We start from the raw sequence: 22,417 nt of genomic DNA, 5'->3' as shown, positions 1-22,417 counted from the left end.
TCAACCGCGGGCGCGCTCGTACTGCTTGGGCCAGAGCGACTCGCCGCGCAGCCGGTCCGCCGCGTGCATCGGCCAGTGCGGGTCGCGCAGCAGCTCGCGGCCCAGCAGCACCGCGTCCGCCGACCCGGAAGCCACGATCTCCTCCGCCTGCTCCGGCGAGGTGATCAGGCCGACCGCACCGGTGGCCACCCCCGCCTCGGCGCGGATCTTCCGGGCGAACGGGGTCTGGTAGCCGGAGCGCACCGGGATCGAGGCCTTCGGCGTGGCCCCGCCGGTCGAGGCGTCGACGAGGTCCACCCCGCGCTCGGCGAGCAGCTTCGCCAGCGCGACCGAGTCGTCCCCGGTCCAGCCGCCCTCGACCCAGTCGGTCGCGGAGATCCGGGTCAGCAGCGGGCCGTGCCACACCGCGCGCACCGCCTCGACGATCTCCAGCAGCAGCCGGGTGCGGCCCTCGAAGTCGCCGCCGTAGCGGTCGGTGCGGTCGTTGGTCAGCGGCGAGTAGAACTGGTGCGCCAGGTAGCCGTGCGCGAAGTGCAGCTCCACGACCTCGAACCCGGCGGCCTCGGCGCGACCCGCGGCCTCGGCGAACCGCTGCGGCAGCGCGGCCACCTCGTCCTCGGTGAGCGCGCGGGGCGCGGCCAGGTCGCCGAACGCGGCGCCGGTCGAGCTCACCGTCTGCCAGCCGCCCTCCTCGGCGGACACGGACCGGTCGCCCTCCCACGGCGCCGAGGTGGACGCCTTGCGACCCGCGTGCGCGAGCTGCACGCCCGGGGTGGCGCCCTGCGCCCGCACGAAGTCGGTGATCCGGCGCCACGCCGCGACCTGCTCGTCGTTCCACAGCCCGGTGTCGGCCGGGCTGATGCGTCCCTCCGGCACGACGGCGGTCGCCTCGGCGATCACCAGACCGGCGCCACCGGTGGCGAACTGGCCGAGGTGCACCAGGTGCCAGTCGTTGGGCACCCCGTCGACCGCGGAGTACTGGCACATCGGCGACACCCACGCCCGGTTGCGGATTTCGGTGTCCCGGATCTTGATCGGTTCGAAAAGATGGCTCACGTCCACCGGCCAACGCGGTCCCGGCCACGCTGATTCCGACTCGTCGGTCATCTCACAACACCTGCGAGGAGGGGAACCTCCCGGTCACCGGCGCCGGGTCCCGGGAGTCGGCCCCCTACTACGATGGGTCGACGATCGCAGGGGACGGTCGAGGTTCGACAGCGGCGGCGACCCGCAGCGGAAGGCCGGAGGCACGCATGACCAGGACGTCGAGGCTGCGTCCGGGTCGAGCCGAGAGCGGTGGCAGCCTCACCGAAGCGGTCATGGACCACGTGCGCACCTCCGTCATCGACGGCAGCATGCGCCCGGGGGAGTGGTACAGCGCCTACCAGCTCGCCGAGGAGCTCGGCATCTCCCGGTCGCCCGTGCGCGAGGGGCTGCTGCGGCTCGAGGAGGCGGGGCTCGTCGAGTTCGTCCGCAGGCGCGGTTTCCGCATCGTCCCCACCACTCCGGAAGACGTCGCGGAGATCTTCTCCATCCGCATCGCCCTGGAGGTGCCCGCCGCCGAGCGGGCGGCGCTCGCGAACGCCGCGGGCTGGGCCCAGGACGCTGCCGAACTGCGCGCGGCGATGGTCGCCGCCGCGGAACGGGACGAGCAGCAGCTGTTCTTCGAGATCGACCAGCAGCTGCACGCGCTCATCCTCGATGCCGGGGCCATGCCCCGCAGCAGGCGCCTCATCGACCAGCTGCGCACGTCGACGCGGCTGCTCGGCGCCTCCACGGCTGGGGACAAGCGCGGCTATTCCGACATCATCGAGGAACACGATCCCATCGTGTCGGCGATCCTCGACGGAGCCGCTGCCGCGGCGGGGGACGCCATGCGCGCTCATCTCGTCACCACCGGCGTGCTGCTCGTGGCGCAGGCGCTCGAACGGGCCGGCCGCGACGAGGACCCCGGTGCGCTCTGGGACCGGCTCACCGCGGGGTTCGCCCGCTGATCGCGTCTCAGTCGGTGCCCGACTCCGTCGTGGCCTTGCCCTCCCCGGGGAGGTACTGCAGGACGAAGGCGGCGAGCGCGCAGATCGTCGCGGAGGTGAACGCCGACCAGTTGAACAGCGCGGCGGCGCCGGAGACGATCACCGGATTCACCAGGACGACCCCCAGGAGCTGGCCGAAGACGATGAGCGCGCCCAGCGCGAGGAAGGCGACCAGGAAGATCCAGAAGACGGTCTCGACGAGCTTCTTCATTGCGGTGTCCTTTCGGCTCAGCCGGGGATCGGCAACCAGCCCATGCCGATGAGCCAGGCGATGGCGATGACGGGGACGACGAACCACACGATGAGCGGGATGAACGTCCGCTTCGGACTGACCTCGGCCATGCCGGAGGCGAGGTAGATCGGCGCGCCCACCGGCGGCGAGGCGCCCTCGGTGGAGGTGCACACGAGGACGGCGCAGACCGCGGTGACCGTGGGCACGTCGACGGAACCCATCGCGATGACGGCCGGTGCCCCGATCGCTGCCGCGGTCGCGGTCGAGGAGAGGGGGGTGGCGACGACGACGGCGACGACGCAGATGACGAGGATGAGCAGCGGCGCGGGCAGGCTCATCCCCGCCAGTGCGGCGGAGAGCTGCGGGCCGACGCCGAGCTCGCTCATGATCTCCGAGGCCGCCAGCGCGGCGAACAGCGAGATGCCCACGGTGGCGAACTGCGGTGCTTCGGCGCGGATGGCCCGGCGCACCGAACCCCACCGCCCGCGCAGCCGCTTGCGCCCCTCGACGAGGGCGATGGCCGAGATGAGGATCGGAACCCAGACGATGATGGAGATCGTGTCCATCGACTCCGCGCCGACGCGCGACTCCGAGGCCAGCCAGTCGAAGAGCGGCCCGAAGGTGAGGACGACGGGGATGAGGATGCCGACGAAGATCGTCAGGGAGCGCCAGCCGGTCGCCAGCGCCCGGCCGAAGCTCTGGACGTGACCGGAGTCGGTGCGCTGGATGCCGTCCCGGCGGGTCCAGTAGAAGACGACGAGCATCCGGTAGAGCACGCAGTAGCAGCCGGCCACGAGCAGGGAGACGTAGACGTCGCCCGCGCTGATCCCGACCGCTGCCGGGGTGGCGAGGATGATGAACATCGTCGAGTTCGGCGGCAGCGAGACGCCGAGGCCGGAGTTGCCGGCCACGAGCGTCGCCGCCCGGGCGCTCGACCAGCCGTCCTTCTTCATCCAGGGGATCGTCACCGATCCCACGGTGGCGGCGTTGCCCGCGGTCGAGCCGGCCACGAGCCCGATGGCGGCTGATCCCGCCGTCGAGACGTAGGCGGCTCCGCCGCGCAGGCGCCCGAAGACGGAGTTGAAGACCTCGATGAGGCGCTCGATGAGGCCGGAGGCGGCGACGATGACGCCCATGAAGACGAAGGCCATGCCGGCGAAGGTGACGTCGTTGTCGAGCGCGCCCCAGATCCCCACCCCGAGCAGGTGCAGGGGGTCCCCGCCGACCAGCGCGGTGGCGAACAGGGCGACGAGCAGTGCCTCGGAGATCGGGCGCCTGAGCGGGACGTTCATCACGACGGTGACGGAGATGAAGACCAGCAACGCGAGGATGCCCATCGCGTTCCCACCTCTCTTCCATGCTGTGCGGCGCGCACGCGGGTGGTCGGTGCGGCGCGGGGTGGTTTGGGGCGTGCTCGCGGATCAGGCCCGCAGGGCCTTGTGCAGGAGCTGCGCCAGGTGCAGGCCCTGCCTGCCTTCGTGCTCGGAACCGGCCAGCCCCTCGCGGATCTGGGTGCGGCAGGAGTAGCCGTCGGCGAGGACGGCGGCCGCCCCGTCGAGTTCGCGGATGCGGGGGAGCAGCTCCCGTTCGCCGAGCTCGCGGGAGAGATCGGCGTGGCCGGGTTCGAAGCCCCAGTTGCCCGCCAGGCCGCAGCAACCGGTCTCGACCTGCGCCTCGGCGACGCCCAGGCGCGCCAGCACGGCCTCCGTCCCGCCGTGCCCCCGGCGGGAGCGTTCGTGGCAGTGCACCTGGGAGAGCGCGGGGATCTCCAGTTCGGCGAAGGGCCAGTCGGCGTCGTCGGTGTGCTGGGCGACGACGTCGCCGAGCGTGACGACCTGCGCTGCGAGCCGAGCGGTGCGCGGGTCCGCCGGGAGGAGCTCCGGTGCCTCGTCCGCGAGCATCGCGGCGCACGAGGGCTCCAGGACGACGACCGGGGTCGTGCCGTCGAGGTGGTGCTCCAGGACACCGAGCGTCCGTCCGATGACCCGCTGCGCCATCGTCAGCTGGCCGGTCGAGTGCCAGGTCAATCCGCAGCAGACGAACCCCCCGGGGACGACGACCTCGTAGCCGAGCGCGGCGAGCACCGCGTGGGCCGCTGCCGCGATGTCGCTGTCCAGGTGGTTGGTGAAGGAATCGGGCCAGAGCACGACCCGGCCGCGGCTCGGCCGCTCGGACCGCTGCCGCCCGGTCGACTTCGCCCTCGACTGGAAGCTGCGGCGCGAGAAGCGGACCATCGACCGGCTGGGGTCGACGCCGCCGAGCTTCATCGCCGCCTTCTCCACCGGCTTGATCGCGAGGGCGGCGTTGACCAGCCGGGCCGCTCCCGGCACGGCGTGCAGCAGCCTGCTCGTCAGCGGTAGCCACCCCATCGAGTAGTGCGCCATCGGCCTGCGGCGGGTCTTGTGGTGCTGGTGGAGGAACTCGGCCTTGTACGTGGCCATGTCGACGTTGACGGGGCACTCGGAGGCGCACGCCCGGCAGGACAGGCACAGGTCGAGGGCGTCCTTGACCTCCTCGGAGCCGGTGCCCTCGGGGTAGAGCTCGCCGCGGAACAACTCGGAGAGGATGCGCGCCCGGCCGCGGGTCGAGTGCACCTCGTCGCGGGTGATCTGGAAGGACGGGCACATCGCCCCGTCATCGGACCGGCACAGGCCCACCCCCACGCAGCGGTTGACGGCGTCGACCACGGAACCGCGATCGCGGCTGAGGGCGTGGAGCGGGACGAACTCCCGGTGCCGCTGCCCCGGCGCGGGCCGGATGCCGCGGTCGACGGGGTCGGGGTCGACGAGCACCCCGGGATTCAGCGTGCCCGAGGGGTCGAAGATGCTCTTGACGTGCGCGAACGCGCGCAGCATCGCCGGGGAGTACATGCGGGGGAGCAGTTCCGAGCGGGCGCGGCCGTCGCCGTGCTCGCCGGAGAGCGAACCGCCGTGGCGGGCGACCGTCTCGGCGGCCTCCTCCATGAAGGAGCGGAAGGTCCGCAGTCCCGCATCGCTGCCGAGGTCGAAGGAGATGCGGATGTGCACGCAGCCCTCGCCGAAGTGCCCGAACGGGATGCCGCGCAGACCGTGCTCGTCGAGCAGCCGGTAGAGGTCGCGGAGGTAGTCGGCGAGCCGCTCGGGTGGGACGGCGGAGTCCTCCCAGCTCGGCCAGGCCGCACCGCCGTCGGGAAGCCGGGTGACGAGACCGGCGGCGGCTTCGCGAATCCGCCACAACTGCCGCATCTCGTCGGGGTCGTCGACCACGACGGCGTCGACGGTGCGGTGTTCGGGGTGGGAGCTGAATTCGGCGCGCAGCTCCTCGGCGCGGGCGCGGGCCTCCTCGGCGGTCTCGCCGGTGGTCTCGCAGTAGAGCCAGCCGCCCGCCGGGCGGGGATCGCCCGCACCGCCCGGGAGGAGGTCACCGGCGGCGGGTCCCTGGCTGGTCCGCAGGGTGTCGAGCAGGTCGCCGCCCATGCCTTCGGACGTGGTCACCCCCGGGCGGCGGGAGAGCGGGGCGGCGGCCGCGGCGTCGAAGACCTCGGGGAACGCGAGCACCGCCAGCGCCGTCGCCCCCGGCACGGGGACCAGGCGCACGAGGGCTTCGACGATGATGCCCAGCGTCCCCTCCGAGCCGGCGAACGCCTTGGCGGTGTCGAAGCCGTGCTCGGGCAGCAGGTGGTGGAGGCCGTAGCCGGACACCTGGCGGGGGAAGCGGCTGAGCCCCGTGCGCAGCAGGGCGAGGTTGTCGTCCCGGAGCCGGAGCAGCTCGGCGTCGAGATCGGGATCGCTCGTGCCGCCCTTGCCGAGCGTGACCAGCGCGCCGTCCGCGCGCAGCACGGTGAGCTCGACGACGTTGGCCGCAGCCGTTCCCCAGGCCAGGGAGTGGGAGCCGCAGGCGTTGTTGGCGATCATGCCGCCGACGGTGCAGCGGCTGTGGGTCGAGGGGTCGGGTCCGTAGGTGAGGCCGTGCGGGGCGGCCGCCGCGCGGAGCGCGTCGCAGAGGACGCCCGGCTGGATGCGCGCGGTGCGCGCCTCGGCGTCGATGGCGAGGACCTGGTTGAAGTGCCGGGAGGTGTCGATGACGAGTCCCTCGCCGATCGCGTTGCCCGCGACCGAGGTGCCGCCGCCGCGGACGGTGACCGGCCAGCCCTTCTCGCGGGCCAGGGCGAGGGCATCGCGCACCTCGTCGAGGGAGCGCGGCTCGAAGACGGCTTCCGGGATGCGGCGGAAGATCGAGGCGTCGGAGACGTAGCTGCCGAGCGTTCCCCGGTCGGTGCGCAGCTGCTCCACGATGTGCGGGTACGCGGTGCCTCGACTCCCGGTACCGGCCACAGTGGTCACGCGCCCGCCCTCCCTCTTGTGTCGATGCTCACGGGCAGGGGATTTGTAACATGTTAGAGCGCCCGAACGGGTGTGACCGTCGACACAGACCTGCTCCCCGGGGTGGCTCCGGGGCGCATCCCTGCAGGCCGTCGGGGCTCGCACGCATCCGCGCCGATCCGGTGGCGGTCGGATGCCGCACGTCGAGATTCTTGAACCATAGTTCTAATTGAACTATCGTTCGAACTTCACTCGACCCCAGGAGGTACCGCATGGTGTACGTGCTGCTGCTCGGCGCGATCCTCGCCGAGGTGGTGGGGGCGATCGCCACCCGCTTCTCCGCGGGTTTCACCCGGCTGGTCCCGACCGCGCTGGCCGTCCTCGGCGTGCTGGGCGCCTACTACCTGCTGTCGCTGGTGCTGGAGCGCGGCATGGGCATCGGCGTCGCCTACGGCATCTGGGCCGCGCTGGGCGTCACGGCGGTGGCGCTGGTCGGCGCGGTGTTCCTGGGTGATTCCCTGACGTGGGTGCAGGTCGCCGGGATCGTCCTGGTCGTCGGCGGCGTGCTGGCGCTGGAAATGGGAGGTCAGCATTGAGCGGGCAGGCCGACGGACGCCGCGAGCGCGGCAGGCAGCGGCGGGAGGCGATCATCGCCGCGACGCTGGCCGTGGTGGAGCGCGACGGGGTCGCCGGCGTCACCCACCGGACCGTCGCCCGGGAGGCGGATGTCGCGGCGAGTTCGGCGGTCTACTACTTCGCGACGCTGGACGACCTGCTGGTCGCGGCGCTGTCCGCCGCCGCCCAGGAGTACGCCGACCAGCTCGCCGCGCTGCGCGACGGCGGTCGCGACCCGATCGACGGGATTGCCGAGCTGATCGCGGCGGCCGGGGGGCCGGGCAGGCAGCGGGCGCTGGCCGAGCGGGAGCTCACCCTGATGGCGAGCCGCCGCCCGGCGCTGCGCCCGCTGGCCGGGCACTGGCGCGAGCAGGTCGCCGAGGCCGCGCGCACCCGCACCGACGATCCGGTGACGGTCGACGCGGTGGTCGCGGCGGCCGACGGGATCTGCGCGCGCGTGCTGCTCGACGAGGAACCGATCGGCTTCGAGCGGATCCGCGCCGTGCTGCGGCACGCGCTGCACCTGCCGGAGTGAGCGGACCTCAGTCGATCAGGCCCACCGCGCGGCGGGCGAAGTGGATCTCGGCGGCCACCTGGCGCAGCGTCTCGGAGATCACCAGCGAACCGTGCCCGGCGTCGTAGCGGTAGAACTCGAACGGGATCCGCCGCTGCTCCAGCCGGTCCAGGTAGTTCAGGACCTGCTGGATCGGGCAGCGCGGGTCGTTGTCCCCGGCCAGCACCAGCACCGGAGCCCGGACCTCGTCGACGTAGGTGATCGGCGAGGACGACCGGTAGACGTCCGGCACGTCGTCCGGGGCACCGCCGAACAGCGCCCGGTCGTAGGCCCGCAGCGGCTCCATCTCGTCGGCGTAGGCGCTGACGTAGTCGGCCACCGGCACGCCCGCGACGCCGCCCGCCCACCGCTGCGGCTGGGTGCCCAGCGCGAGCAACGCGAGGTAACCGCCCCAGCTCGCGCCCGCCACCACGCTCAGCTCCGGCGTGGTCAGCCCTTCGCGGATCGCCCAGTCGTGCACCAGCGCGACGTCCTCCAGCTCGGTGAGCCCCGGACGCCCCTCGATCGCGTCCCGCCAGGCCGAGCCGTAACCGGTGGAGCCCCGGTAGTTGATCTCGACGACGGCGAACCCGGCGTCCAGCCAGGCGGCGCGGTAGGACGAGAACCGGTCCTCGTCGGCGGCGTGCGGTCCGCCGTGCAGGTTGAACACGGTGGGCAGCGGTCCCTCGCCGGCGCCCTCGGGCCGGGCGATCAGCGCGTGCACGGTGTCGTTCGGGCCGTGCGGGATCTCGACGAAGGCGTCGGTGACCGGCGACGATCCGGGCGCGCGGTCCCCGGGCGGGGTCAGCAGCACCGCGTCCTCGCCGGATTCCGGCAGGGTGCGCACCAGCGAGGGGGTCGCCGCCGACGACCACGCGTACTCCACCGCGCGGTCCGGGCGGACGGAAGCGCCGACGACGGTGCCCGGCGGGGTCGGCAGCGGCGCGAGCTCACCGGTGGTCAGGTCGTAGCGGAACAGCTCGGTGCGCGCGTGGTGGGTGTGCGCGACGAGCAGCGCCCGGCCGTCCGGGTACCAGTCGGCGGAGAGCTCGCCCGGCAGGTCCAGGTCGATCTCGGACTCGGTGTCGGCCAGCACGTCCCAGATCAGCAGCTCCTCGCGGCCGCGGCGCTCGTGCAGCACCAGCAGCCGGGGGTCGCCGGTGACCGGCGCGAACTCCAGCGCGTCGAGCCCCTTGCCCGGCCCGTCCCACTTCTCGGCGACGGGCGAGCCGTCCAGCCGCAGCACCCGCAGCGCGGGGTGGCGGGAGTCGCCGTGCTCGGAGTGCGAGATCGCCAGCAGCGACTCGTCCCACGACATCGCGGACAGCCCGCCGTCCTGCTCGTGCTGGTACACCACGCGGGGCGAGCCGCCGTCGCGGACCCACACCGTCACGCCGTCGTCGGTGGACATGCCCAGCGCCACCACCGACGAGCCGAGCTCCAGACCCGCCGGGTAGCCGGGGTGCGTGCCCGGCACGGCGTCCTCGGCGGTGCCGCCCTCGGCGAAGGGCTGCGCCACCCAGCTCCCGAACTCGTCGCCGTCGGTGTCGTTGAACCACCAGATCCGCTCGCCGTCGGCGGACACCGTGCCGTGGAACGTCCCCTGCGGACGGTCGGTGACCTGCCGCCGCGCGCCGGTGTCCCGGTCCCAGGCGTAGATCTCCCAGGTCCCGCTGGCGTTGGAGACGTACAGGCTGCGCTGCGGGGCGTCCCGGGCCCAGTCGGGCAACGACACCCGAGGCGCGCTGAACCGCGCGCGCCACCGGGCTTCCCGCTCCGGGTCGTCGAACAGCTTCTCGGGGACCTGCGCCTCAGGATAGGTGCTCACCACCCCGATCCTGCCCGATCCGCCGGGAGCACGACCGAGGGCCCGGCCCGCCGCAGCGGACCGGGCCCTCCCGCGCGTCGATCAGTCGGCGAGGCGGGTCATCGCCTGCGCCCACAGGAAGTACTTGTTGGTGCCGAGGTCGCGGATGGTCCGGATGCCGAAGGCGTCCTTGAGGTGCTGGGCGTCGCCGGCGCTGACCCCCTGCAGTGCCTCCACCGGGGCATCCGCGAGGTCGGCGAGGCTCTTGCCCTCGTAGGCCGCGTCCACCTTGGAAGCGATGTCGCTCATCGTGCTCCTCATGTCGTGATCGTCCGGACAAACCGCCCGTCGAGGCATGACTACCACTGCACGCGACCGGGGCACCACAGCCCGTGCTGATGATCACCGCACCGGCCCAACGCCGTCCCCCTCCGGCGCCGAGGCGGTCGGACGCGATGCGTGGTCACGCGGGCACGGACGGTCGTTTACCGGCGCGGACACCCGGGAAGGCCTATCCGACCAGGGGAAACCCGTTGTAGAGCGGAGAGCGACCCATGTTTCTCGCACAGCAGCCGGGCGGAGGGTTCAACGTGCTGCAAGGCTTGCAGAGCGCTTTCACCCAGCTCCTCAACTACCTGCCCCAGATCATCGGCGCGCTGCTGGTCCTGCTGATCGGCTACGTCGTCGCACGACTGATCAAGGCCGGTCTGACCAAGTTGCTGAACAAGTTCCGGCTCGACGAGCGGATGACGTCGAGCCAGGGCGGGCACTACGTCGAGCGGTTCAGCCCGCGCGGCAGCCCGGCCCGCCTGGTCGGCACCGTGGTCTTCGCGGTGATCATGGTCTTCGTGGTCTCCTCGGCGATCGGCACGTTGGGGATCCCGGCGCTCACCGGGTTCATGAACACCGTGCTGGGCTACCTGCCCCGGGTCGTCGCGGCACTGCTGATCTTCCTGGTGGCCGCGGCCGTGGCCGGTGCGGTCGGCGGCGTGGCGCACCGGACGATGGGCGACACCCCCACCGGCCGGGTGGTGCGCACCGCCGCGCCGACCCTGGTGATGGCCATCGCCGTGTTCATGATCCTCACCCAGCTGCAGATCGCGCCGACGATCGTGACGATCACCTACGTCGCACTCATCGGTGCGCTCGCCCTGGGTTCGGCGCTGGCCTTCGGGCTCGGTGGCCGGGAGGCCGCGGCGGACCTGATCAACTCCGGTTACCGCCGGGCGCAGCAGGAGCAGGAGACCGTCAAGCGCGACATGCGGGCCGGGCGCGAACGGGCCGAGGACGAGGCCGCGCAGCGCACCTCCCCGCAGGAAGGCGGGATCCCCGAGCAGGACCAGCGCCGCACGCGAGCCGAGGCGGACACCGGCCGCACCCCCGCCGAACACGGCCGCGGCTCCGGCTCCACCTGACGGCTCAGCGCGAACGACCGAGGGCCTGGTCGGCACCTCCCCGCGGAGGCTCCGACCAGGCCCGCTGCCTGCTGGCCCACGACTCTTCGGCCCCGGCGAAGAACCGGACGCGGCGCTCGTGGCCCACCACGCTGGCGATGGCGTGCTCTGCGACCTGGGCGCCTGCTCCATCCCCCGGCGCCGCGCGGTCGTCGGTGTCCGCGGCAGCGATGAGTTCCGACCTTCCCGCCCGTCCAACCCGGTACCGCGGCCATGACGCTTCGCCGCCGAACAGCAACGGAAAGGTCAGGACCATGTCCGAACTCCTCGTCGACTTCATCACCTCCCTCGACGGCTGCGCGTCGGCTGAGGGATGGCCAGGGTGGTGGGGGCTGGAAGGGCCCGAGTACCTCGGTTGGCTCGGCGAGCAGCCCGAGGTCACGTACCTGATGGGAGCGAACACCTACCGGCTCTTCTCGGGCTTCGCCGCCGGCCAGGGGCCATGGGACCCGGAGGAGCTCTCCGATGACGAGGGGTCCTCCCTCGACGAACTCGCCCGAGCGCCGAAGGTGGTCTTCTCGGCCTCGCTGGCGGAGCCGCTCACCTGGGCCAACACCCGGCTCGTGCGCGACGGTGCGGTCGAGGCCGTCCGGGCGATGAAGGAGAACGGCTCGGGCCTGCTGAGCACGATCGGCAGCGTCAGCCTGTCCCGGTCGCTGCTAGCAGCCGGACTCGTCGATCGCTTCCGCGTGGTCGTGTTCCCGGTGATCACCGGCGCCACGGGGGCCGAGCGCATCTACGACGGCTACCCGGACGTCGCCCTCGAAATGATCGACAACCGAACCTTCGACGGGCGCATTCAACTGGTCGAATACCGCCCCACCGTGCTCACGCCCCGAGGCACGTGACCACGCATCACCGGCCCGCGGACAAGATCACCGCGATGCTGGCGACGAGGGCGGCGGAGACGACGGCGCGGCCCCGATGCCCGTCCACTGACCGCGTGCACCCGGAGAACGACTGAGGGCCTGGTCGGAACCTCCGCGTGGAGGCTCTGACCAGGCCCATTTCGGCGCGGTCGATCGAAATGAACAGCCGACCGTGATGACCTGCATCCGCTGTCCGGGGAACGTCCACAGGAGTCCACTCCTGACAGGGCCGGTTGTTACCCAGTCGGTCACTCACCGAGTACCGAGGCCGATCGCGACGGTAGTGGAATGAACCCCATGTAGCTCTGTCGGGGGCAATAAACCATGTCCATGTCTTCAGGGTTAGGGGTCTGGCATTGTCTATCTGTGGTCGCGCGGGCGGAAACTGGCCCGGCTGCCGAGTCGGTCCAGTTCCGACACGATTGCTTCGAAAGCTCCCGATTCGATCTTGACAAGGTCTTCGACTCTGTCGAACCAATGGTTCGTCACGAGATCGTACGCGACCTCAACGCGCCTCGAGAGCCCTTTTCCTGGCCACCATAACGGGGGAGCACCACTTACGGCCGACACCCGCGGGTCTTCGGAATGGGAAATTCGAGGCCGAACCCAGCTATCCACAGTATCTACGACTTCAGTCAGAGTGCGCAGTCGATCAGGCATGCGTGGCAGGGAAAGGGAACCACCGTCTTGCGTTTGTTGCCCAGTGTGCGTGCCAGCTGCTTGCATCCGTTGCCACAGTGCTTTCGCCCGGCTGCGGTCGCCTAGGTTCGCCGCGGTTCGGAGCGCGGTCGCCAGGAGCGTCATGTGCGTTTTGTGGTCGGTGACGTCTTCCGCGATGTCCACGACCTCGTCGAGCAGGTCCGGTCTTCGGGTCGTTCCCGCGACGAAGGTAAGCGACTCGGCGCGGTGTTGCGGCGTCACGGCTGTTCTGGCGAGCTCGACCGCTCGCCTGTCGTTCCCCTGTGCCAGCAGCACGCGGAGTAGCTCGAGTCGTGGTCGTCGTTGCACGCGTGGGTCTGCGATCGACTGCAAGGCGAGTTCCGCGTGCTCGACCGCTCCGTCAACGAGGAGCCCCTCGGCGATAATCGCCATACCCGCCGACCGGACCTCGTCGCTCGGAAACGTTTGGACCAACTGCTCGGCCCGCTCGAATTCCCGGAAGTCGACCATGACGCCCACCCACCGAAGGAGGCGTCTTGCGTCGATGCCGGCCGATTCGGTTTGGGCCCTTTCTTCGGCCAACTCGATAAGACGTGATGCCCGCTCTCGATCGCCCCACCGAACGAGAGCGGCTGCGACTGACAGTGCCCCGTTGACGCGGCCCGAGGGCAATATGTCGCGGTGGACTGCTGATTCCGCGCGTTCGACGGCCCCCATGTGCCCGTGGGCAACGGCGGTCGCCACGATGCTGAACCACCGCCACTGATCTTGTGGGGCCTCCGCTCGCAGCTCTTCGATCTCGGCGAGCAACCGGTCGGCGCGGGACTGATCGCCACTGCGGACCACTTCGAACGCAACACCCGCGAGCCGCGCGCATAGGTACCTATCATCGCTCGCAGACCGCGCCAGTTCCTCCGCCTCGTCGAGATCCCGACGTGCGACGGCTCTTGTCACACCGAGCAGGCTGTCCTCCCGGAAGTCGACATCGATGATCGTGGCGGACACCGCGCACGCTGCGTCAGTCAGGCCACTGGCTGCGAGCTTTTCGGCAGCCTTGGCTTTGTACCCCCATCTATCGACACCCTGCGGGAGGTCGTTGAGAAGGCGGTCGACGAACGCCGCCGCCTTCGACGAGAAACCTAGTTTCCCGGCCGCCGCCGCCACCCAGGCGAGGACGGTCACGTCATGGAGGCCGTCCTTCTCGCTGAGCGCCTCCTCGGCTTCGAGGTACCACCGCTCGGCTTCATCATGCCTGTCGGTGCCGAACGCTATAAGCGTGAGTGATGCGCAAGCCGCGGCACGCTCGTGTGCGTGTTTGATGGCATTAACGGCACGCCTGGCCCGCTCATGGTCGCCGATCCGTGTCGCGGCTTCGGCGAGTTCGGCGAGTGGCCACGCGCCCCAGAATTGATTGAAGGAATTCGCGAGATCTTCGGCCTCGTCCAAAAGTCCGGCTGCTCTCCGCTGCTCACCCTCGTGGTGAAGTGCTTCTGCCGTCGACGTTAACGCGCGGGCACGTTTGACGAGATCACCGATTGCGGCCACAAGGGATTCAGCGCGATCGAATTCGCCGACCTCAACCCAACTGGATGGGAGATTAGTCGGTATCCAGTCGTTGCGCAGGTACAGGTTCGTCCGGTGCACGGCGAGCCTGACCAAAGCCACGAGGTTTGGCTGATTCTGGCGCAACAGCAGTCCTTGAGCGGCCTTGATCTCCACTAGTGCGGCGTCGTCATGGCCGGTCGAGGCCGAAACAAGGTCCTGTCTCCGAGGATCGGTCACATACGTGAGCAGGCGGGGCAGATCGGCGGTCGCCGTGAGCGTGGCTGTATAACCGTCGAGCAGATAGCGTGGAGTGTTCGACGGCCATTGGCGTGAGCGGTAGGTGTCAGCCCACGCATGGAGACGTTGACGATAAGAATCCAATCGCGGGCCGAGCATCTCGGTGGCCAGCCCCAACAGCTCCGCATGCGCCATGACGTAAACCGGAGGGTCGCCAGGTCGCCGTGTGAAACTGCGCCCTGCCGTTGTGCGGAGGTCGTCCTCCACCTGCCATTCCGAGGTGCCTGTGAGTTCGGCGAGATCCCGCGTGGACAGGCCACCACCTGCCGCCGATATGAAACCGAGCAGGTCTTGCTGGACAATTGTGCCACTGAGCAGCCGTTTCAGGTCTCTGATCATCGTGTCGCGCACAGCTGCGGCCCTCGGGGACGGAGATAGGTTTTTGACCACTGCCGATTTGCGCAGCGGGTGATCAGGCGGCACATCGTCGGGCAGGTCCGGGAGCGAACGACTGGCCACAACGACGCGGACGCCGGTGCTGGGGAGCAAGGCGGCAATGCTGTGCGCGTCAGCCGCGCCGTCTACACCGCGATCCTCGTCCAAGCCGTCGACCACCAAGGTGAAATGCCCACCACGTTGGCGAACACGGTCGGCGACAGTGGTGAGGAGCTTCCGAAAGTGCGCTTCCCGCATGGTGTCGGTCAAGCTGGCAGGCCGAGGTTCATCCACCATGTCGTGGAGTTGGTCAATAACGTTCTCCACGAAGCTATGGCGGTTGTTCTGGTGGGGCAGGCTGGACGTGACGAAGAACGACAGCACGTGAGCCCCAGGAGGTGGATGCAAGACAAACCATGACAGCAGGGCTGACTTGCCCGACCAGGCATCCGCCCACCACCAAAGGTAGCCGCCTTCGGTCGCTACGGAGGTACAGAACCCGGCTAGAGTTGCCAGTTCTTCTTCCCGCTCCTCCAAGCTGTCGGGCGCCAGTGCACGTACGTGTTCGAGGTAAGCCGAGCGGGCCGACCAGTCCGCTAACAGGCGACCATCGGCATGTATGACGTTGACCTGCGTTACCGGGGCGTGGATCTCTTGATAGCCGATGACGTCGCCGTCGGCATGGATGTGTTTCTGCGTGATCTTTTGCTGGCCTTCAGACGCGCGACCTCCGGAACGTGCCATCTCAGCTGTCCGCGTCTGCGCTGGCTTGCTTGCCGATCACGTCCCCACCGGCGTCGAGACGCGCCTGTCGAATCCTGTCACCCTCCCCAGCGCCGCCGGACTTTCCGACGATCCGCCCCCGAGCCTTCACATGCTTCTGCTCAATCCGGTCTCGAGGATCCCCACCACCACCGGACTGTGCGGCGCCCAATGCCCGCACCACCAAGCCAGAGGCGATCGAGAGCGCACCGATCGAGCCGGCAACCCAGCTCCCGAACTCCATCCCCCGCAGCAGCACAGCTGAAACGACCGCGGCCACGATGGCCGCAGCGCCAACGAGTAACAAGGTCCGCACGGACAGCAACATGACCTTGGATTATGCCGGAAAGGGCGGGGCGGGGGAGAAGTCCTGATCCACAGGGGGTGGATGGGATCTGGCGACCTTGCACGCTGGCATTTCAGGTGTCGACCGACGTGGACAGCTGATCATGATGTTCCGGCATCCGCGGTGCCCGTGGGCGGCTGGACCTACGTGTGGCCGCGTGGTGAGCGGGTGGACGTCTACGACAAGGTGGCGTACACGCGGCGGCTGACGGGCGAAGTTCGCGATGCCCAGCCGACGCGGACGGTCGAAGCGGCTTGCTTCGGCTGCTACGAGGAGTTCGAGCGGTGGTGCTTCGCCGACAAGCGCCGCTACGACGAGGCGCGCGCCCCTACCCGACGTCTGCCCGGGGCGGCAACGGCGCTCCTCGGCGATCTCAGCGACGCGTGAGACGCCCTGTGCCGACACACACGCACGCCCCCCGCCACGGGTCGCCATCGCCGCACCGAACGCGCACAGAGCCTTTTAGCGGCCGGGAATGCCTGTGCCGTTGTGTCGGGTCAGTGGCCGAGGAGCTTCCTCAGCTCGTCGGCCGGGACAGCGCAGCGAAGGCCGGTGTCGTCGTCGCACATGGTGGCTCGGCCGCGTCGTTGAACGACGGCGGCGCGCACCGGTCGAACGGGCTCGTCCACGCCCCGCCCTTCAGCTCCCGGCGACCGGGAGTCGATTCTGCCGCACAGGTCGTACACGCCGTACGGACTGACCCCGCTCTGATACCGCCCCACCGGAGTCGTCGCGCCCACGCCGTTCTCCTGCACGTTGCACTTCGCCGGAGTCCGTTGATCACCCCATGGGAAGACGTTGCGGCGCGTGCCGCGTGCGGCCTTCTCCCACTGCTGCGCCGTTGGAACTTGCTTGCCTGCCCACGAGGCGCAGGCGTCCTTCGACGTCACGAACACCACCGGGTGCTGCGCCAACTCCGGCCGGGACTGCCCGTCCACCCAGTGCTGCGGCGCCGCGTGTCCGGTTGCCGCGACGAAGCGCGCGTAGTCGGCATTGCTCACCGGGGTGCACGTCGACGTAGTACGGCGGAAGCCACACCGGGTCGTTGGCTCTGCCCGGCTCACCATGTCGCGGAGGTTGTCTTCGGTGCCCGTCCTGGACGAACTCCTGAAGGAGCGAGCGGGGGGGGGAGAGAGATCGTCTCCCAGGAAGCGGTCCGGGCACGAGAAAACGGCCTGGTCGGGACTCCTGCTGGAGCCCTGACCAGGCCGTTCACCTGTCGGGGTGGCGGGATTTGAACCCACGACCTCTTCGACCCGAACGAAGCGCGCTCCCAAACTGCGCCACACCCCGTCTTCCGGCGGTGAACATCTCGGGTGCTCGTCCGACCGCCGGGAGAAAGCTTAGCGGATGCGTCCAGCGGTGCGGAACGGGGCCCCCGTTGCGGCGTCCTCGCTGGTGGCGGCGGGATCGGCGGTGCGGGGGAGCAGGGTCAGCAGCGTCGCCTCCGGCGGGCAGGCGAAGCGCGCCGGGGCGTAGGGGGAGGTGCCCAGGCCCGCCGAGACGTGCAGGCGCAGGTGCTCGCCCCAGGAGGAGGCGCCGCGGGCGCGCGGGCGGTCGAGCTCGCAGTTGGTGACCAGCGCGCCGTAGCCGGGGACGCGGAGCTGCCCGCCGTGGGTGTGGCCGGCCAGCACCAGGTCGTAGCCGTCGGCGGCGAACAGGTCCAGCACCCGGGGCTCCGGGGAGTGGGTGAGGCCGAGCCGGAGCTGCGCGTCCGGCGAGGTGCCGCCCGCGATGAGGTCGTAGCGGTCCCGCTGGAGGTGCGGGTCGTCGACCCCGGCGACGTGCACCGGCACCCCGGCGACGTCGAGTTCCAGGTGCTGGTGGGTGGCGTCGTGCCAGCCGCGCTCGGTCATCGCCGCGCGCAGGTCCCGCCACGGCAGCGGATCGCCGTGGATCCGCTTGGTCTTGGCCGAGGGCAGCAGGTAGCGCGCCGGGTTCTTCGGCTTGGGGCCGTAGTAGTCGTTGCTGCCGAAGATGAACACGCCCGGCCGGTCCAGCAGCGGCCCCATCGCCCGCAGCGCCGCCGGGACCGCCTGCGGGTGCGCGAGGTTGTCGCCGGTGTTGACCACCAAGTCGGGCTCCAGCTCGTCGAGCGCGGCCACCCAGCGCTGCTTCGAACGCTGGTTCGGCGTCATGTGCAGGTCCGAGATGTGCAGCACGCGCAGCGGACGCGCCCCGTCGGCCAGCACCGGCAGGGCGGCCTGCCGCAACGTCCAGTGCGTGCGTTCGATCCCCACCGCGTAGCCCAGCGCTCCGGCGCCCAGCGCGCCGGTGGCCAGCAAAGTCCGCCCAAGCTTGTTCACCCCACCCACCCTACGGCGAGATCCCGGCCTCCCGCCGCGTCGCCCCGCGCGGGATAATCCGGGCATGGCCGAGCTCAAGGACACCCTCCGCGCGGATCTCAACAGCGCGATGAAGCAGCGCGACACCGTCGTCACCGGCGTTCTGCGGATGGCGCTGGCCGCCGTCGGCACCGAGGAGGTGGCGGGCAAGGAGGCGCGCGAGCTCACCGACGAGGAGATCCAGCGCGTCCTGAGCAAGGAGGCGAAGAAGCGCGACGAATCCGCCGAGGCGTTCGCCGCCGCGGGTCGCACCGAGCAGGCCGAGGCCGAGCGCGGCGAGGCGGAGATCCTGCGGCGCTACCTGCCCGCCCAGCTCGACGACGCCGAGCTCGCGACGCTGGTCCGCGACACCGTCGGCGAGGTGACCGCCGAACTCGGCGAGCGCCCCGGGATGAAGCAGATGGGCCAGGTCATGAAGGCCGTCAACGCCAAGGTCGCGGGCCGGGCCGAGGGCGGCCGGGTCGCCGCCGCGGTCAAGGCCGAGCTCGCGAGCTGACCGCCCATCACCCGTTCGGGAAGTGAGTGAGGGGCACCCTTGCCCAAGTTACTTGGACAAGGGTGCCCCTCACTCAGTCCTCGTTGGGGTGAACGGCTCGCTTTCGGAGGCCCTGGGCCGCTGCGCGGGAGCGGTGGTGCGTTCGGGGTCAGGCTTCGGCTCGGCCGCGTCGCCAGTAGGCCAGGGCGTAGAGGCTCCGGCGGTCCAGGCCCAGGGCGTGCTGGCAGTGCTCGCGGATCCGGTGCACCACGTCGGCCTCCGCGCCGAGCCAGAGGTGCGGCGACGGGCCGAGGTCGGCGCTCTCGACCGCCTCGGCCAGCAGCGCGCTCTCGCCGGGCGCGACCCCGTCGCGGTGCAGCCAGGTCCAGGTGACCTCGGCGGCCGAGTCGATCGGCTGCTCCTCGGCGGCGTCGGCGACCTCGGCGAACACCCGCACCGGCGCCCCGGCGGGCAGCTCCTCCAGGATCGCCGCCATCGCGGGCAGCGCCGTCTCGTCCCCGGCCAGCACCAGCGGATCGGCGTCCGGCGACGGCCGGTACGCCGGGCTGGGGCCCACGGTGACGATCTGCTGGCCGGGCGCCACCTCGCGCGCCCAGGCCGCACCGGGGCCGTCGTGGTCGTGCACCACCAGGTCGACGTCGAGCAGCCGCCGCGCCGGGTCGAACCGGCGCACCGTGTAGGTCCGCTGCTTGGGTTGCTGCTCGCGGGGCAGCGCGAACACCTCCGCCCGGCTGCGGCCCAGCGGCACCGGCCGCCCCGGCTCCGGCAGGCAGAGCTTGATCCGCTGGTCGCTGCCGTTGCTCTCGAAGTCGGCGAGTTCCTCCCCGCCGAGCGTCACCCGGACGGAGCGCGGGGTGATCCGCTCGACGCGCACCACGTCGAGCAGCCGGTAGCGGGACCGGCCGCGCCGGGTGGGGGGCCGCATGGACGTCACGACCACGGAGTTTAGGACCTCTACCGCCCATGGCCAGCGTGGCGGTGGCGGGACCTCGGCGGTCCGCCCGCCGCGCTCGGCGACGTGCCCGCCCGGTGCGCGGCGTCGCGGAGGAGACCGCTGGGACCCCGCCGCACGTTGAAAGTCCCCCGGGCAGTGCCTCGGACGCGGCTCGGCGCCCGCAGCGGGTGCGGGCGCCGAGCCGTCGGTGCGTCAGGGAGGTCCGTCCCCCGGTGGTCGTCCCGGCGGCGGGGGCGGTGGTTCGACCGGTGCGGGGTTGGGCACGTAACCGGTGCTCACCGAGATCGTCACCAACCCGCCGTGCGGCAACGCCCCGCGCGGGGTCTGGCTGGTGACGGTGCCCTGGCTGCGCTGGGAGTTCACCGAGCGCTCCTCGACCTGGTAGCCGTCCTGGCGCAGCCGCTCGACCGCCTCGCCCCGCTCCATCCCGACGACGTTGGGGACCTGCTTCTCGTTGCCGCCGCTGGCGTAGCGCTGGCTCACGTCGGGGAGCTGCTCCACCGGCAGCCCCTCGTGGATGGCCTTCATCGCGTCGAAGAAGGTCCGCGCGGGCACCTTGCCGCCGTAGATGTTGCCGCCGTTGGCCCCGCACAGCGAGGGCGGCGTGGTGTCGCAGATGCCCTGCGGCCGGGGACCGTCGCTGAAGGTCAGCACCGAGGCGGCGAACTGCGGCGTGCCGCCGAGGAAGCCCGCGGACTGGTGCGCCTCGGTGGTCCCCGTCTTGGCGGCCAGGGGCCGGCTCCACCCGGCTCCGCTGGCGGCCTGGTGCGCGGTGCCGCCGGGATCGTCGTCCTGGCTCATGCCGACCGCCATCGCGTCGGCCAGCCCCTCGTCCACCGCCTGCTCGCACGGCTCCTCGGTGATCGACACCGGGTTGCCGTTGCGGTCGGTGATCTGCTCGATCGGCGTGGGCGGGCACCACACCCCGCCGCTGAGCAGGGTGGCCATCACGTTGCTCAGCTCCAGCGGGCTGGTCGGCGCGTAGCCGAGGGTGAAGGCGCCGATGTTGCGGTCCTTGACCAGCTGCGCCTGCGACGGCCCGTTCGAGCCGCCGGGCGAGAGCGCCTCGCCGGAGGCGTTGGAGCCCAGCAGGGTCTGCCGCATCCCGAGCCGGACCGCCATGTCGACCGTGTCGGCCAGCCCCGCCTTCTCCTGGAGCGCGACGAACGCGGTGTTCGGCGAGGTGGCCAGCGCCTGCTGCAGGGTGCGCGGCCCCGGGGCGACGCCTTCGGCGTTGCCGACGGTGTAGGGCGCGACGCCGTTCTTGTAGACCGACGAGGTGTAGCTCGGCGGGGACGGGATGGTGTCGTAGATGCCCATCCCCTCCTCCAGCGCCGCCGCGGCGGTGAACACCTTGTAGATCGACCCGGCGCCGAACTTCGCCACCCCGCTGGGCAGCGGGTACGCCGTCTGGCCCTCCTCGGGGTTGAGCCCGAAGTCCCGGTTGGCGACCAGGGCGCGGACCCGGTGCTTCTCGTCGCCCGGCTCGACCACGCTCATCACGTTGGCGATGCCCTCGGTCTTCTTCGGCACGTGCCGCTCGGCGGCCTGCTTGGCCGCCTGGGTCGCCTCCGGGTCCAGCGTGGTGCGGATGGTGTAGCCGCCGGTCTTGAGCTGCTCCTCGGAGAATCCGGCGGCTTCCAGGTAGTCGATGACGTAGCGGCAGAAGAACCCGTCGGTCGGTCCGGCGCCGACGCAGCCGTTGGGGATCTTGTTCAGCGGCTCCGCCAGCCCCAGCGGTGCGTTGCGGGCGTCCTCGGCCGCCTCCGGGGTGATCCGGTGCTGGTCGAGCATCGCCTGGATGACCAGGTCCCGGCGTTCCAGCGCCTCCTGCGGGTTCTCCTTGGGGTCCAGCGCGCTGGGGCTGTTGACCATGCCCGCCAGCAGCGCCGACTGCGCGATGGTGAGCTGGTCCGGCGTGGTGCCGAAGTAGGTGCGCGCCGCCGCCGCGATGCCGTAGGCCTGGTTGCCGTAGGGCACCACGTTGAGGTAGCGCGCCATGATCTCCGGCTTGGCGAGCTGCTTCTCGATCTGCAGCGCGATCCGGATCTCGCGGAGCTTGCGGGCGTGCGTCTGCTCGATCGCCTGGGCCTGCTTGACCGGGTCGCCGCCCGAGGTGACGTGCACCAGGTAGTTCTTCACGTACTGCTGGGTCAGCGTGGACCCGCCCTGCGAGATCTCGCCGGCCATCTGGTTGGTGGCCAGCGCCCGCATCGTCCCGGCCCAGTCGACGCCGTGGTGGTCGAAGAACCGGCGGTCCTCGATGGCCACGATCGCGGCCTTCATCGCATCGGAGATCTGGTCCGGCGCGGCGGGCGTCCGGTCCTGCTCGTACAGGTAGGCGATCGGGCTCCCCTCCCGATCTGTGACGGTCGTCACAAGCGGTGGTTCCTGCGTCATGAGATCCGCGGAGATGCTGTTGACGGCGTCGCTGGCGCGGTTGGAGACCACGCCGAGTGATCCCACGGCCGGGAACAGCATTCCCGCGACCAAGACGCCAGCCAGCACACATAGGCCGAATAGCTTCAGCAAGCCGTCCCGGACACGCACCTCGTCAGCGTAAATCGGGGTCGGAAGGTGACGCTGCGTCACGCCGGAGAACCGCCCGATGTGATGAGGTCGGAAGATAACGGAGCGACAACCGTTGGTTGGTTGTGGAACCGGCGGGCTCTACAGTTCGTCCACGTCCAGCGACAGCATCGTCATGTCCGCCCCCCGAGGCGGTCATGACATCCGGTGCCGGGGGGCTCCGGACGAGAAGAGTCGCCGACG

At 70.7% G+C, this 22,417-nt stretch carries 19 protein-coding genes and 1 tRNA gene; 7 read left to right on the top strand and 13 right to left on the bottom strand.

Annotated elements, in window-relative coordinates; all coding sequences use genetic code 11:
* Nucleotides 1-1,107, bottom strand: a complete 1,107-nt coding sequence (locus tag ABD976_RS07320; protein ID WP_345359239.1) for an NADH:flavin oxidoreductase/NADH oxidase — start codon at nucleotides 1,105-1,107, stop codon at nucleotides 1-3.
* Nucleotides 1,108-1,253: 146 nt separating this feature from the next.
* Between ABD976_RS07320 and ABD976_RS07315 the strand changes: the two genes are divergently transcribed.
* Nucleotides 1,254-1,994, top strand: a complete 741-nt coding sequence (locus ABD976_RS07315) for a GntR family transcriptional regulator (protein ID WP_345359236.1) — start codon at nucleotides 1,254-1,256, stop codon at nucleotides 1,992-1,994.
* A 7-nt stretch (nucleotides 1,995-2,001) separates the two neighbouring features.
* Here ABD976_RS07315 and ABD976_RS07310 read toward each other — a convergent pair whose 3' ends face one another.
* From ABD976_RS07310 to ABD976_RS07300, 3 genes are all read right to left on the bottom strand, one after another.
* Complete coding sequence (locus tag ABD976_RS07310) at nucleotides 2,002-2,244, bottom strand: hypothetical protein (RefSeq protein ID WP_345359233.1); 243 nt, start codon at nucleotides 2,242-2,244, stop codon at nucleotides 2,002-2,004.
* A 17-nt stretch (nucleotides 2,245-2,261) separates the two neighbouring features.
* On the bottom strand, nucleotides 2,262-3,602 hold the full coding sequence (locus ABD976_RS07305) for a TRAP transporter large permease subunit (RefSeq protein ID WP_345359230.1): 1,341 nt from the start codon (nucleotides 3,600-3,602) through the stop codon (nucleotides 2,262-2,264).
* An 84-nt stretch (nucleotides 3,603-3,686) separates the two neighbouring features.
* A complete protein-coding gene (locus ABD976_RS07300) occupies nucleotides 3,687-6,587 on the bottom strand; it encodes an FAD-binding and (Fe-S)-binding domain-containing protein (protein WP_345359227.1) in 2,901 nt (966 codons plus the stop codon).
* A gap of 251 nt (nucleotides 6,588-6,838) precedes the next feature.
* Between ABD976_RS07300 and ABD976_RS07295 the strand changes: the two genes are divergently transcribed.
* Nucleotides 6,839-7,162 (top strand): DMT family transporter, encoded by a 324-nt coding sequence (locus tag ABD976_RS07295; protein ID WP_345359224.1) that lies wholly within the window; start codon nucleotides 6,839-6,841, stop codon nucleotides 7,160-7,162.
* Nucleotides 7,159-7,716, top strand: coding sequence for a TetR/AcrR family transcriptional regulator (locus ABD976_RS07290; protein WP_345359221.1), 558 nt, complete (start codon nucleotides 7,159-7,161; stop codon nucleotides 7,714-7,716). The genes ABD976_RS07295 and ABD976_RS07290 overlap by 4 nt, the downstream gene beginning before the upstream one ends.
* 7 nt (nucleotides 7,717-7,723) lie before the next feature.
* On the opposite strand, the gene ABD976_RS07285 is transcribed toward ABD976_RS07290, so the two are convergent.
* Both ABD976_RS07285 and ABD976_RS07280 read right to left on the bottom strand, forming a co-directional pair.
* On the bottom strand, nucleotides 7,724-9,562 hold the full coding sequence (locus ABD976_RS07285) for a S9 family peptidase (RefSeq protein ID WP_425570074.1): 1,839 nt from the start codon (nucleotides 9,560-9,562) through the stop codon (nucleotides 7,724-7,726).
* 81 nt (nucleotides 9,563-9,643) lie between these two features.
* Nucleotides 9,644-9,850, bottom strand: coding sequence for a hypothetical protein (locus ABD976_RS07280; RefSeq protein WP_345359215.1), 207 nt, complete (start codon nucleotides 9,848-9,850; stop codon nucleotides 9,644-9,646).
* 245 nt (nucleotides 9,851-10,095) lie between these two features.
* On the opposite strand from ABD976_RS07280, the gene ABD976_RS07275 reads away from it, so the two are divergent.
* On the top strand, nucleotides 10,096-10,956 hold the full coding sequence (locus ABD976_RS07275; protein ID WP_345359212.1) for a mechanosensitive ion channel family protein: 861 nt from the start codon (nucleotides 10,096-10,098) through the stop codon (nucleotides 10,954-10,956).
* Between the two features lie 293 nt (nucleotides 10,957-11,249).
* Nucleotides 11,250-11,843 carry a dihydrofolate reductase family protein gene (locus ABD976_RS07270; RefSeq protein ID WP_345359209.1) on the top strand — a complete coding sequence of 198 codons (594 nt, stop codon included), beginning with the start codon at nucleotides 11,250-11,252 and terminating at the stop codon, nucleotides 11,841-11,843.
* A gap of 381 nt (nucleotides 11,844-12,224) precedes the next feature.
* On the opposite strand, the gene ABD976_RS07265 is transcribed toward ABD976_RS07270, so the two are convergent.
* Entirely contained in the window at nucleotides 12,225-15,485 is a 3,261-nt protein-coding gene (locus ABD976_RS07265; protein WP_345359206.1) for a P-loop domain-containing protein, read from the bottom strand.
* Nucleotide 15,486: 1 nt separating this feature from the next.
* Nucleotides 15,487-15,831 (bottom strand): hypothetical protein, encoded by a 345-nt coding sequence (locus ABD976_RS07260; RefSeq protein ID WP_345359203.1) that lies wholly within the window; start codon nucleotides 15,829-15,831, stop codon nucleotides 15,487-15,489.
* 186 nt (nucleotides 15,832-16,017) lie between these two features.
* On the opposite strand from ABD976_RS07260, the gene ABD976_RS07255 reads away from it, so the two are divergent.
* Nucleotides 16,018-16,236, top strand: coding sequence for a hypothetical protein (locus ABD976_RS07255; RefSeq protein ID WP_345359200.1), 219 nt, complete (start codon nucleotides 16,018-16,020; stop codon nucleotides 16,234-16,236).
* A 110-nt stretch (nucleotides 16,237-16,346) separates the two neighbouring features.
* Here the strand turns inward: ABD976_RS07255 and ABD976_RS07250 are convergent, their stop codons facing one another.
* The 3 genes from ABD976_RS07250 to ABD976_RS07240 form a co-directional block, all read right to left on the bottom strand.
* Nucleotides 16,347-16,850: a formylglycine-generating enzyme family protein gene (locus ABD976_RS07250; protein ID WP_345359197.1), complete on the bottom strand. Its 504-nt coding sequence runs from the start codon at nucleotides 16,848-16,850 to the stop codon at nucleotides 16,347-16,349.
* 218 nt (nucleotides 16,851-17,068) lie between these two features.
* A tRNA-Pro gene (locus ABD976_RS07245) sits at nucleotides 17,069-17,142 on the bottom strand.
* A 50-nt stretch (nucleotides 17,143-17,192) separates the two neighbouring features.
* Complete coding sequence (locus tag ABD976_RS07240) at nucleotides 17,193-18,155, bottom strand: metallophosphoesterase (RefSeq protein ID WP_345359193.1); 963 nt, start codon at nucleotides 18,153-18,155, stop codon at nucleotides 17,193-17,195.
* A 64-nt stretch (nucleotides 18,156-18,219) separates the two neighbouring features.
* Here ABD976_RS07240 and ABD976_RS07235 point away from each other — a divergent pair, with 64 nt between their 5' ends.
* A complete protein-coding gene (locus ABD976_RS07235) occupies nucleotides 18,220-18,690 on the top strand; it encodes a GatB/YqeY domain-containing protein (RefSeq protein WP_345359190.1) in 471 nt (156 codons plus the stop codon).
* A gap of 148 nt (nucleotides 18,691-18,838) precedes the next feature.
* On the opposite strand, the gene ABD976_RS07230 is transcribed toward ABD976_RS07235, so the two are convergent.
* On the bottom strand, nucleotides 18,839-19,615 hold the full coding sequence (locus tag ABD976_RS07230) for a siderophore-interacting protein (protein ID WP_345360583.1): 777 nt from the start codon (nucleotides 19,613-19,615) through the stop codon (nucleotides 18,839-18,841).
* A 222-nt stretch (nucleotides 19,616-19,837) separates the two neighbouring features.
* Nucleotides 19,838-22,126 (bottom strand): penicillin-binding protein, encoded by a 2,289-nt coding sequence (locus tag ABD976_RS07225; RefSeq protein ID WP_369775023.1) that lies wholly within the window; start codon nucleotides 22,124-22,126, stop codon nucleotides 19,838-19,840.
* Nucleotides 22,127-22,417 lie beyond the last annotated feature (291 nt).

The sequence above is a fragment of the Saccharopolyspora cebuensis genome (genome assembly GCF_039542665.1).
GTDB classification, from domain to species: Bacteria; Actinomycetota; Actinomycetes; order Mycobacteriales; family Pseudonocardiaceae; genus Saccharopolyspora; species Saccharopolyspora cebuensis.
The sequence above is the reverse complement of the archived record's forward strand: the minus strand, read 5'-3'. Positions and strand labels throughout refer to the sequence as shown.